Origin of the sequence: Curtobacterium sp. MCBA15_001 (assembly GCF_001864835.1) — a bacterium.
Classification (GTDB): domain Bacteria; phylum Actinomycetota; class Actinomycetes; order Actinomycetales; family Microbacteriaceae; genus Curtobacterium.
In genome coordinates this window covers 14679-26754 of sequence record NZ_MJGI01000002.1, presented here as the reverse complement: position 1 = coordinate 26754, position 12076 = coordinate 14679, and the positions used below count along the sequence as shown (strand labels likewise).

8 protein-coding genes are annotated in these 12076 nt (G+C 72.9%); 4 read left to right on the top strand and 4 right to left on the bottom strand.

Annotation, left to right across the window (positions count from 1 at the left end; translation table 11 throughout):
• Positions 1–7: 7 nt before the first annotated feature.
• Positions 8–1492: an aminopeptidase P family protein gene (locus tag BIU90_RS00165; RefSeq protein WP_071298225.1), complete on the bottom strand. Its 1485-nt coding sequence runs from the start codon at positions 1490–1492 to the stop codon at positions 8–10.
• A 68-nt stretch (positions 1493–1560) separates the two neighbouring features.
• Here BIU90_RS00165 and BIU90_RS00160 point away from each other — a divergent pair, with 68 nt between their 5' ends.
• Entirely contained in the window at positions 1561–2433 is an 873-nt protein-coding gene (locus BIU90_RS00160) for a PHP domain-containing protein (RefSeq protein ID WP_071298224.1), read from the top strand.
• 195 nt (positions 2434–2628) lie between these two features.
• Here BIU90_RS00160 and BIU90_RS00155 read toward each other — a convergent pair whose 3' ends face one another.
• The gene (locus BIU90_RS00155; protein WP_071298305.1) at positions 2629–4098 is read right to left on the bottom strand and encodes a DEAD/DEAH box helicase; all 1470 of its coding nucleotides are present in this window, start codon (positions 4096–4098) and stop codon (positions 2629–2631) included.
• A gap of 84 nt (positions 4099–4182) precedes the next feature.
• Between BIU90_RS00155 and BIU90_RS00150 the strand changes: the two genes are divergently transcribed.
• The gene (locus BIU90_RS00150; RefSeq protein WP_071298223.1) at positions 4183–4899 is read left to right on the top strand and encodes a ferritin-like fold-containing protein; all 717 of its coding nucleotides are present in this window, start codon (positions 4183–4185) and stop codon (positions 4897–4899) included.
• 33 nt (positions 4900–4932) lie between these two features.
• Here BIU90_RS00150 and BIU90_RS00145 read toward each other — a convergent pair whose 3' ends face one another.
• Positions 4933–5238 carry a hypothetical protein gene (locus tag BIU90_RS00145; RefSeq protein WP_071298222.1) on the bottom strand — a complete coding sequence of 102 codons (306 nt, stop codon included), beginning with the start codon at positions 5236–5238 and terminating at the stop codon, positions 4933–4935.
• Between the two features lie 7 nt (positions 5239–5245).
• On the bottom strand, positions 5246–5467 hold the full coding sequence (locus BIU90_RS00140) for a DUF3107 domain-containing protein (protein WP_071298221.1): 222 nt from the start codon (positions 5465–5467) through the stop codon (positions 5246–5248).
• A 127-nt stretch (positions 5468–5594) separates the two neighbouring features.
• Between BIU90_RS00140 and BIU90_RS00135 the strand changes: the two genes are divergently transcribed.
• Positions 5595–8750: a UrvD/REP family ATP-dependent DNA helicase gene (locus BIU90_RS00135; RefSeq protein ID WP_175470093.1), complete on the top strand. Its 3156-nt coding sequence runs from the start codon at positions 5595–5597 to the stop codon at positions 8748–8750.
• Complete coding sequence (locus tag BIU90_RS00130) at positions 8747–12040, top strand: ATP-dependent DNA helicase (protein WP_254786892.1); 3294 nt, start codon at positions 8747–8749, stop codon at positions 12038–12040. The genes BIU90_RS00135 and BIU90_RS00130 overlap by 4 nt, the downstream gene beginning before the upstream one ends.
• Positions 12041–12076: the final 36 nt, after the last annotated feature.

The following is a 12076-nucleotide window of genomic DNA, read 5'->3' as shown; positions in this document are numbered from 1 at the left end:
GCTCAGGCTAGCGCCCGGTGCGGGCGATCCACCCCTCCACTTCCGAGGGGGTCCGGGGGATGCCGACCGACAGGTTCTCGGCGCCGTCGGCCGTCACCAGGATGTCGTCCTCGATCCGGACACCGATGCCGCGGAACTCCTCGGGCACGGTCAGGTCGTCCTGCTGGAAGTACAGGCCGGGCTCGATCGTGAACACCATGCCGGCCTCGACCACGCCGTCGATGTAGAGCTCGCGACGGGCCTTGGCGCAGTCGTGCACGTCGAGACCGAGGTGGTGGCTGGTGCCGTGCACCATGTAGCGACGGTGGAACTGGTTGTCGGGCTGCAGTGACTCGTCGGCAGACACCGGCAGGAAGCCCCACTCAGCGGTCTTGCGCGCGATGACCTCCATCGCGGTGGCGTGCACCTGGCGGAAGGTGATGCCCGGCTTGACGATGGCGAACGCGGCGTCGGCGGCTTCGAGGACGGCTTCGTAGACCATGCGCTGGACGTCGGTGAAGGTGCCGCTCACCGGCAGGGTGCGGGTGATGTCGGCCGTGTAGAACGAGTCGACCTCGACCCCGGCGTCGATGAGGATCAGGTCGCCGGGCTGCACGGCGCCGTCGTTGCGGGTCCAGTGCAGGATGCAGGCGTGGTGCCCCGAGGCCGCGATGGTGTCGTACCCGACCGTGTTGCCGTCGGCACGGGCGCGACGGTTGAAGGTGCCCTCGACGATACGCTCGCCGCGGGGGTGGGCCAGGACAGCGTCGAAGTCGGCGATCACGTCGTCGAAGCCGTTCTTCGTCGCGTCGACGGCCTTGCGGAGCTCGTTGACCTCGTACGGGTCCTTGACCAGGCGCAGCTCGGACAGGTCGCGCGCGAGGACGTCGTCGGACGCGGGGGCGTCGTCGGCCTCTGCGACACCACCGACGGGCGTGCCGAGCCGGGCATCGAGCGCGCGGGTCAGGTCCGTGTCGGCGTCGCGGACGACCAGTACCGAGGCGTCGACCCCGTCGAGCACGGCGTCGAGCTCGCCCAGGTCGGCGGTCGCCAGGCCGAGGTCGGCGGCGACTTCGTCGAGCGAGGGACGCGGTCCGACCCAGAACTCCCCGATCTCGGGGTTGGCGTAGAACTCCTCGGAGTCGCGGCCCGCGGTCGCGCGGAAGTAGAGGGTGGCGTCGTGACCGTCGCCGTTCGGGGTCATCACGAGGACGGAGCCGACGACCGTGTCGGTGCCCCAGCCGGTCAGGTGCGCGAACGCGGAGTGCGGACGGAACGGGTAGTCACAGTCGTTCGACCGGACCTTGGCGGTGCCGGCCGGCACGACGACGGTGCGACCGGTGTGCTTCGCCGAGAGGGCCGCACGGCGGTCGGCCGCGAACGGCGCCTGCTCGCGCTGCGCGGGGACGGTGCGGTCACGCTCGGCCCACTGGGACCCGATGAAGTCCTTGAAGGTCGAGGAGCCAGGGGTCGTGGAGCGGTTGCTCGTCGCGCGGGGAGTCGTGTCGGCCATGCCTCCATCATCGCACCGCACCGGACCGGCCGTCTGTGCGTCCCCACACCTGTGGATAGGATTCATCGGTGCCTGATCCGTTCATCGACCTGCACACGCACTCGAGTGTCTCCGACGGCACCGAACCCCCTGCCGCACTCGTGCGGGCAGCGGCAGCCGCCGGACTCGACGGCGTGGCCCTGACCGACCACGACACCACGTCCGGGTGGTCGGACGCGGTGGCCGCGGCGCGCGACCTGCCGCTCACGCTCGTCCCCGGGCTCGAGCTGAGCACCCGCGTGGGCCCCCGCAGTGTGCACGTCCTCGGCTACCTGGTCGACCCCGAGGACCCGGGTCTCGTGGCCGAGACTGAGCGCATCCGCGACGGACGGCTCTCCCGCGCCCGCCGCATCGTCGAGCGGATCAGCGCAGACCACCCGATCACGTGGGACGACGTCCTGGCCCAGGCCCGCCCCGACGCCACGATCGGTCGGCCGCACATCGCCGACGCGCTGGTCGCACGCGGGCTCGAGTCGGACCGCAGTGCAGCGTTCCGGGGGATCCTGCACCCGGCCTCGGGCTACTACGAACCCCACGAAGCGCCGACCCCGCTCCGGGGCGTCGAACTCATCCGTGCCGCGGGCGGCGTCCCCGTGATCGCGCACCCGGCCGCGACCTCGCGGGGCATCGTCATCGACGAACCCGCTCTCCGGCAGCTGGTCGACGCGGGCCTCGGCGGCCTCGAGGTCGACCACCGCGAGAACCTGGCCCACGGCAAGCGCACCCTGCTCGAGTGGGCCGACCGCTACGGCCTGTTCGTCACCGGCTCGAGCGACTACCACGGCACCGGCAAGCCGAACCGACTCGGCGAGCACCGCACCGCGCGGGCGTCCTTCGACGCGATCGTCGCGCAGGCGACCGGCTCCGTCCCGGTCGTCGGCCCGGGTTCCCGCCTGGCCTGACCGCCCGCCGTACGCTCTGTCGGCATCGCCAAAGCGACAGATCGCGTGCGGTGCGCCCGGTTGTCTGCGCCGAAGCGACAGATCGCCGCGAACGCCAGGGGGTGATCTGTCGCTTTGGCGAGATCGGGGACGCCGCCACACGACGTAGGCCCGCCACCTGAGGTGACGGGCCTTCGACCGGACTGCCGGGAGGCGCTACTCGCCGTCCGACGCCTGCTGGGGTGCCGAGGCGGTCGCCTCGCCCCCCGTGCCGGCTCCGCGACGACGGCGGCGGCGACGCCGCTTGGGCGCCGAACCGTCACCGGTCTCGCTGTCCGGACCGGTGCTCTGGACCTGGGGTGCGGCTTCCGCAGCGGTCGCGGCGGGCCGCTCAGAGCCTCCGCTGCGGGTGCGACGACGCGGACGCGAGTCGCTGCTGGACTCGCGCGGCGGACGCGAACTGGCGCGCTCGGGCGCGCCGGCGGACGCGGCGTGCTGCGACGACCCGGGCAGCCGGCCCTTGGTGCCGGCGGGGATGTCGAGGTCCTCGAACAGGTGCGGCGACGACGAGTAGGTCTCCATCGGCTGGGGGATGCCGAACTCGAGGGCCTTGTCGATCAGCGTCCACTTGTGCAGGTCGTCCCAGTCGACGAACGTGACCGCGATGCCGGTCTTGCCCGCACGGCCGGTGCGGCCGGCGCGGTGCAGGTACGTGTCCGGGTCGTCCGGGATCGTGTGGTTGATGACGTGCGTGACGTCGTCCACGTCGATGCCGCGGGCGGCGACGTCGGTCGCGATCAGCACGTCGCGCTTGCCGGCCTTGAACGCCGCCATCGCGCGCTCGCGCTGCTCCTGGTTGAGGTCACCGTGGACCGCTGCGGCGTTGAAGCCACGGTCCTTCAGCTCTTCGACCAGCTTGGCCGCTGCACGCTTGGTGCGGGTGAAGATCACGGTCTTGCCGCGGCCCTCGGCCTGCAGGATGCGGGCGATGACCTCGTCCTTGTCGAGCGAGTGCGCCCGGTAGATGAGGTGCTTGATGTTGGCCTGCATGAGGCCCTCGTCCGGGTCCGTCGCGCGGATGTGCACCGGGCGCGTCATGAACCGACGGGCGAGCGCGACGATCGGCGCGGGCATCGTGGCCGAGAACAGCATGGTGTGCCGGACGGCGGGCACGGCCTGGAAGATCCGCTCGATGTCCGAGAGGAACCCGAGGTCGAGCATGCGGTCGGCTTCGTCGAGCACCACCTCTTGCACGTGCGACAGGTCGAGCAGGCGCTGGCGGTGCAGGTCGATCAGGCGCCCGGGGGTGCCCACCACGATCTGCGCGCCCGCCTTGAGCTGTTCGACCTGGCCCTCGTACGCCTTGCCGCCGTAGATCGAGACGACCGTGGTCGGGCGATTCGACGCCGCGAGCTCGAGGTCCTCGGTCACCTGCACCGCGAGTTCACGGGTCGGCACGACGACGAGCGCCTTGACACCGTGTGCGGGGTCGGCGCCGAGCCGCTGGATGAGCGGCAGGCCGAAGCCGAGGGTCTTGCCCGTTCCGGTCTTGGCCTGGCCGATGATGTCTTGGCCGGTGAGGCCGAGGGGGATGGTCTGTTCCTGGATCGGGAAGGGCTCGATGATGCCCTTGCCGGCCAGTGCATCGACGATGTCCTGGTCGATGTTGAGGTCTGAGAAAGTCAAGAAGGTCACCCTGTCCTATCGGGGAGTCCGCACCAGTCTACCGGCGTGCGAGGAGCGTGCCGTCGCGGCCCCTATGCTGGTCGCGTGGTGTCGTGGTGGAACCGGAAGCGCGCGGCGCAGCTCGCAGCACAGTGGCTCGCGTCGCGGAACCCGAAGAACGCCGCCCAGACGGAACGTCTACAGCTCGACGACGTCAGTCCCGAGCTCGACGTGTACCTCGGGCAGGCCGCCTACCTGCAGCTCTCGCTGTACGAGACGATGGGGCGTGCGGGTGCCTCGGCGCCGACGCTGTCCGGTCGGCTGGTCACCGGGGTGCTCGCGACGACCGCACTCGAGCGACACCGGTCGATCGTCGCCGAGATCGAACGCACCGGCGCCGACCCGGCCGAGCTGATGGCGCCGCACCGCGAGGCGATCGACCGCTTCGTCGAGCGCACGAGCGGTGCCGACTGGTACGAGTCGATGTTGACCGGGTACGTCACCGCAGGCATCCTCAACGACCTGTTCGCGAACCTGCTGCGCTCGTTGCCGGCCGACGTGCAGCAGCGCCTGAAGACCGTGTTCGACCCGCGTGAGGAAGCCGCGGTGGTCGAGGAACTGAGCGCCCGCATCGACGAGGAGCCCCTCGTGTCGTCCCGTCTGGCGATGTGGGGCCGTCGGCTCGTCGGGGACACGTTGCTCGTCGCCCGCTCGGCGCTGGCGTCGCACGCGCGTGAGGACCAGTCGCGGCTGGAGCCGGTCTGGACCGAACTGATCGCGGCGCACACCCGACGTATGGACGCACTCGGCCTCACCGCCTGAGCCGGGGTCCGTGCGGCTCGTCGTTCCTGTTGGTCAGGCCGTGCGGTTGCCGCTGGCCTTGACCGCCGCGTACCAGGCGTCGTCGGCCGCGGTGCGTCGGCGTCCGAGCAGCCACCCGACGGCGAGTGCGACGACGCCGGAGCCGACCAACGTGACGACCCAGATCCAGGTCGCGTCGTAGCGCCAACCGGCCCACGTCAGGGCCTCCCACAGGAGCGCCGCCGTGGCCCCGCCGACGCTCGCGCCGAGGAACTGGCCGCGCGTCGAACGCCACGGCAGCACCAGGTGGGCGACCGCGCCGCAGATCAGGCCGCCGAGGACGGCGAACAGGAGTTCCACGCCGGTGTTACGCGACGAAGCCGATGCGGCGGGCTTCCTCGGCGCCGAACTCGACGTAGGCGAGGGCTGCGGCCGCGACCACGTACTTGCGGCCCTTCTCGTCCTGCAGCGACAGGTGGGTCTGGGAGGTCAGCGCCTCGGAGACGGCCTGCTCGATGTCCTCGGCCGACTGCTTCGTCTCGAAGGCGAGCTCGCGCGGGCTGTTGATGATGCCGATCTTGATGTCCACGTGCTCACCTTATCCGAGGGGGTCCGGGCGGTCCTCGGCGTTCGCCGCGGGCGCACGCGGCTGTGGCCTCGTTCGTCCCCGCGGTGGGGCGCCCGTCGATGTCGGCTGCGCTCGGTACCGTGGCCACGTGCCATCGACCACCCTGACGCCCGCTCCCGCGCCGACGGGGGTGTCGCGCGCGCTGGTCGCCGACCCGGCGCAGCAGGCCGTGCTCGACCTGGCCGACGGCGTGCACGCCGCGGTGATCGGGGCGCCCGGCACCGGCAAGACGTCGACGCTCGCACGGCTCGTCGCCCAGCGGATGGGGCGGCCCGGTGCGATCAGCCCTGACGGACACGCGACCGTCCTGGCACTGACGTCATCGCGCACCGCTGCCACCGCCCTCCGTGACCAGCTGGCGGCCACCGTCGGGCGGGTCGTCCCCGGCGCCCTCGCCCGGACCGTCAACTCGCTCGCCTTCCAGGTCGTCGCGCACGCCGCCGCGGTCCAGGGGCAGCCGGCGCCGACCCTGCTGACCGGCGGCGAACAGGACCGCATCCTCGCCGACCTGCTGGCCGGACACGAACTCGACGGCACGGGCCCTGCCTGGCCGGAACCGATCACCGCGGTCGTCCGCGAACGGGCCGGGTTCCGGACCGCGTTGCGTGACGTGATGATGCGCTCCGTGGCCGCGGGGGTCGAGCCGGACGACATGCGTGAGCTCGCCGACGACCACGGTCGGCCCGAGTGGCGTGCGGTCGGGGACCTGGTCGACGAGTACCGGGCCACCCTGACCGCGTTCCGCACCACGAGCCTCGACGCCGCCGAACTCGTCGCCTTCGCCACCGCCGCCGTCCTCCGTGGCGAACTGCCCCCTGCGGTCGCGGCCCTGCGCCTGGTGGTCGTCGACGACACGCAGGAACTCGTCGAGGGGGAGATCGCGCTGCTCGGCGCCCTGGCCCGGTCGGGCGTGCAGGTCGTCGCGTTCGGCGACCCCGACATCGCGGCCTCGGCGTTCCGGGGCGCCGAACCCGACGTGCTCGGTCGCCTGGCCGTGCGGCTCGGGGTCGGCCGCGTGCAGGACGTCGTCCTCGGCACCGTGCACCGGCACCCGGCGGCGATCCGGACGCTCGTGTCCGCCGTCACCGCTCGGGTCGGCACCGCGGCTGCCGGGCGACATCGCACCGCGGTCGCTGCCGACACCGACGGGCGGCCCGACTCGGTGCTGCACCTGGAAGCGGGGAGCCGTTCGGCGCTGGTCGTCGCCGTGGCCCGACGGCTGCGCGAGCACCACCTGCTCGACGGCGTGCCCTGGCACCGGATGGTGGTCGTCACCCGGAGCGGCGCGGCCATCCCCGAGCTGGTGCGGGCGCTCTCCGTCGCCGAGGTCCCCGCCACGGCGGGCGCGGCCCCGACCAGACCGCGCGACGACAGCGCGTCGCGATCGCTCATCGACGCCGCAGCCGTCGCCCTCGGGGTCTTGCCGCTCGACGCCACGCTCGCCACGGCGTTCGCCACCGGGCCGCTCGGCGGACTCGACACCCTCGCGATGCGGCGGTTGCGCCTGGCGCTCCGCCGGGAAGAGCTCGCGGGGGACGGGTCCCGGACCGCGGACGAGCTGTTGGTCGAGGCGCTCGGCGCACCGGAACGCCTGGCGACGATCGACGCCGCGTTCGCCCGCCGAGCGACCCGGCTCGCACGCAGCCTGGTGCTGGCCCGCGCGGACGCCGAGTCCGGTGCGAGCATCGAGGAACTGCTCTGGGGCTTGTGGGAGCGCAGCGGACTGGCCGGCATCTGGGGTGGGCAGTCGGCGGACGGCGGCGTGGGTGCCGGTGAGGCCGACCGGCACCTCGACGCCGTCGTGGGGCTCTTCACGGCCGCCAAGCGCTTCGTCGAACGGACCCCGGACGCGCCGGCACGGGTGTTCGTCGACGACCTGCTCGGGGCCGACCTGCCCGAGGACAGCATCGGGCCCGACCGCACCGCCGGCCGCGTCCGTGTGCTCACCCCTTCGGCGACGATCGGGCTCGAAGCCGACGTGGTCGTCGTGCTCGGGCTGCAGGACGGCGTCTGGCCGAACACCCGCGTGCGCGGCAGTCTGCTCGACCCCGACGGTCTGGTGCGGGCCGCGCAGGGCATCGCCCACGTGGCCGTCGACGACCGCGCGGCCGTCGTGGCCGACGAACTCCGGCTGTTCGCCCGCGCCGTCTCCCGCGCCACGACGCAGGTCGTCATCGGCACGATCGCGAACGACGACGAAGCCCCGTCCCCGTTCGTCCGGCTCGTGCCCGTGCCGCCCGACCGGCAGCCCTCGGTGCACCCGCTGTCGCTCCGCGGCCTCGCCGGGTCGCTGCGTCGCCGGGTGGTGACGAGCGGCGACCACGAGGCCGCGTCGGCCCTCGCCCGGCTCGCCCAGGCGGACGTCCCCGGTGCGTCCCCGGACGACTGGTACGGCACCGCCGAACCGACGACCGAGGACCCGCTCGTCGACCTCGCGGGCGACCCCGTGGACGACCCGGTCACCGGCGAACCGACGGCCCCGACGGTCGCGGTGTCGCCGTCCCGCATCGGCACCTTCGAGACCTGCCCGGTGCACTGGTTCGTGCAGACCTTCGGCGGCGGCGCACCGAGCCCGGCGATGGGCATCGGCACGATCGTGCACGAGGCGATGGAGCACGCGACCGCGATCGACGTCGAGTCCCTGTGGGCCAGCGTCGACGCCCGCTGGGGGGAGCTCACCTTCGAGTCGCCCTGGATCGCCGATCGCGAACGCGCTCGTACCCGCCGGATGGTCGAGGGCCTGAGCGACTACCTGCGGACCTTCGCCAGCGCCGGCCGCCGGGTCCTCGGCGCCGAGACCTCGTTCGCGCTGGTGACCGGTCCCGCCCGGGTCCGGGGCAGCATCGACCGCATCGAGGTCGACCCCGAGGGACGCGTGAGCGTGGTCGACCTGAAGACCGGTCGGTCGATGCCGAGCGAGAAGAACGACATGCCCGACCACCCCCAGCTCGGCGCGTACCAGCTCGCGGTCGAGGACGGCGTGGTCGAGGGCGTGCCCGCCGGAGCGCCGATGACCGACGCCCGCCTGGTGTTCGTGCAGATGCCGAAGGGCGCGCACGCCTACTCCGAGCGCACCCAGCACGCGTTCGACCCCGAGGCGCGTGAGGCCTACCGCGAGCGGCTGCACACCGTCGCGCACGGCATGGCCGGCCGGACCTTCGTCGCGAACGTCGACGACCACTGCGAGAAGGCCCGGACCGGCGTGGAGTGCCGCATCCACGTCGTGGGCGAGGTGACCTGGTGACCGACGAACTCCTGACGACCCCGGCCGACACCGCCGCCACGACCAGTGTCGCGGGCACGCCTGTCGCGACCGGCACCGCTGCCCGGGGCGCCGACGCGATCGCCGACGCCCTCGGCCGCCCCCGACCCACCGAGCAGCAGCGCGCCGTCATCGAGTCGCCCCTCGCGCCGGCCCTGGTCGTCGCCGGCGCCGGCAGCGGCAAGACCGAGACCATGGCGTCCCGCGTCGTGTGGCTGCTGGCGAACGGGTTCGTCCGTCCGGACCAGGTGCTCGGCCTGACCTTCACCCGCAAGGCCGCGGGCGAGCTGTCAGTCCGCATCAACGACCGCATCCGGGCGCTCGAGGACGCCGGCCTGATCACCCCGGGCGACGCGTTCGAGGCGCCGACCGTCTCGACCTACAACGCCTTCGCGAACAGCGTCTTCCGCGAGAACGCGCTGCTGGTCGGTCGCGACGGCGAGTCCCAGGTACTCACTGAACCGTCCGCCTGGCAGCTCGCACGACGGGTCGTCGTCGCCGCCCGGGACGACCGCCTGGCCGGGCTCGACCGCAACGTCGACACCGTCACGGCGGCGGTCGTCGCACTCGCCGGGGCCGCGTCCGAGCACCTCGTCGAGCCGGCGCGGCTCCGACGGTTCGCGATCGAGTTCACCGGACTGCTGGAGCTGCCGGGCAACCGTGGCAAGCCCTACGCCGCGATCACGCAGGCGGTGGCCGCGATCGGTGCGCTCGAGCCCCTGACCGACCTGGTCGAGGAGTTCCGTCGCCAGAAGGTCGACCGCGGGTTCGTCGAGTTCTCCGACCAGATCGCCCTCGCGCTCGCCGCGGCCCAGGCGGCACCCCGGGTGGTCGAGGACCTGCGAGCGCGGTTCCGCGTGGTGCTGCTCGACGAGTACCAGGACACCTCGGTCGTGCAGACCCGGTTCCTCGCGCGGCTGTTCCGCGACCACCCGGTGATGGCGGTCGGTGACCCGCACCAGTCGATCTACGGCTTCCGCGGGGCCAGCGCGGCGAACCTGGCCCGGTTCCCCCGGGACTTCGCTGGTGGGCGGGACGGAGACGGCGAGCGGGATGGCGCCACCACACCACGCACCTTCGCGCTGTCGACCAGCTGGCGGAACCCGGTGGACGTCCTCGCCGGGGCGAACGCCGTCGTCGCTCCGCTGTCCGAGGCGTCCGAGGTCGACGTCGAACGCCTCGCGCCCCGGCCCGGTGCCGACGCCGGGGTGGTCGACGCGGTGTTCACCGAGACCCTGCCCGAGGAAGCGGCGGCCGTCGCCGCCTGGTTCGCCGACCACCGCCGGCGGAACCCGTCCGGCTCGATGGCGCTCCTGCTCCGTGCCCGGAAGGACCTCGCCGCCTTCACGGGCGCGTTCACCCACCTCGGCGTGCCGTTCCATGTGCTCGGCACCGGCGGGCTCCTGCAGCGTCCGGAGATCGTCGACCTCGTCGCGTGCCTGCGGGTGCTGCACGACCCGGCGGCGGGCAACGACCTGATCCGCCTGCTCGCCGGTGCACGGTGGCGGGTCGGTGCCGCCGACGTCGCCGCGCTGCACGCGCTGGCGTCATGGCTGTTCAAACGGGACCACACGCAGCAGCGGCTCGACGACGACGTGACCGCCGCGTTCCGGGCGTCGGTCGCGGCCGGCGAGCACGGCTCGGTCGTCGACGCGCTCGACTTCGTCGCCGTCGCCCCGGACGACCACGGTGCGCTCGCGGGCATCACCCCGGCTGGCCGTGACCGGATGCGGCGACTCGGCCAGCAGCTCGCCGCCCTGCGGTCCCGAGCCGCAGGGGACCTCGTCGACTTCGTGACGCTCGTCGTGCAGGAGATGCACCTCGACATCGAGGTCGCCGCGCACGAGCAGGGCAGCGCCGCCTACCTCGACGCCTTCGTCGACGAGCTCGCCGGGTTCGTCGCGACCGACGACCGCGCGGACCTCGGGGCGTTCCTCGGCTGGATCGACGCCGCTGCCCGCCGAGACGACATGGGCCCCCGGTCCGAGGAGCCCGAGGCCGGCACCGTGCAGATCCTGACGATCCACGGTTCCAAGGGCCTGGAGTGGGACGCGGTCGCCGTGCCCCGACTGGTCGAGGGCGCGCTGCCGGCCCGTCCACAGGAGGGCTCGTCCGGGTGGCTCGGCTTCGGCCGCCTGCCGTACGAGTTCCGCGGCGACGCCGACGAGCTGCCGCGGCTCGACTGGCGCGGGCACGACACGCAGAAGGACGTCACCCTCGCGATCGAGGCGTACAAGGACGAGGTCAAGGCCCGGAACGAGGACGAGGAACGTCGGCTGACCTACGTCGCGCTGACCCGGTCACGGCACGAGCTGCTGGTCTCCGGGTCGTTCTGGGCAGGTGGCGTGAAGCCGATGCAGCCGAGCCGGTACCTCCGCGACCTGGTCGACGCCGGCGTGGTCGAGGGGTCCGCGGTGCCGGAGACCACCGGGCACGAGACGAACCCGCTCGGTGACGCCGGCGCGACCCAGACCTGGCCGCACGTCCCCTACGGCGAGCGTGCTCCGCGCGTGCTGGCCGCCGCCGACCGGGTCAGGAACGCCAACCCGGGCGCCGCGGGACGGTTCGCCGCCGACATCGACCTGCTGCTCGCGGAGCGCCAGGCCACCCGGTCGGCGAAGCACCGCGTGGTCGTGCCCCACCGTGTCCCGGCGTCGGGCTTCAAGGACTACCTGAGCCGGCCCGACGCGGTCGCCGAACGGCTCCGCCGGCCGATGCCCGAGCGTCCCTACCGTGCGACGCGCCTGGGCACCCTGTTCCACCAGTGGGTCGAGCAGCGTGGTCGTTCCGGGGGAGCGCTCGAGACGCTCGACGTGTGGGACGGGGAACTCGACCTCGACCCTGACGAGGAGACGGCTGCGGCACCGGACGCCGTGGTGAGCGACGACGACGCGCGCCGCCTCGGTGAGTTCCAGGCGACCTTCGCCCGTTCACGATGGGCGGAGCGCACCCCGGTCGAGGTCGAGCGCGAGATCCACATCCCGTTCCTCGGCCACAGTGTGGTCTGCAAGCTCGACGCCGTCTACGAGATCGACGGGCGGATCGAGGTCGTCGACTGGAAGACCGGCAAGGCCCCGTCGAGCGCCGAGGACCTGGAACAGCGCCAGCTGCAGCTCGCGCTCTACCGGGTCGCCTACGCCGAGTTCACCGGCCGTCCGGTCGAGGACGTCGACGCGGTGTTCTACTTCGTGGCCGACGACCTCGAGGTCCGGCCCGTCAGCCTGCTCGACCGAGCCGGTCTCGAGCAGGCGTGGACGGCAGCGGTCGGCTGACCCGACCGCCGCATCGCGTGCGACGGAGCCGCACCG

Excerpts from the sequence above, each read along its gene's own strand:
- BIU90_RS00165 (WP_071298225.1), bottom strand. The coding sequence starts at position 1,492 with ATGGCCGACACGACTCCCCGCGCGACGAGCAACCGCTCCACGACCCCT.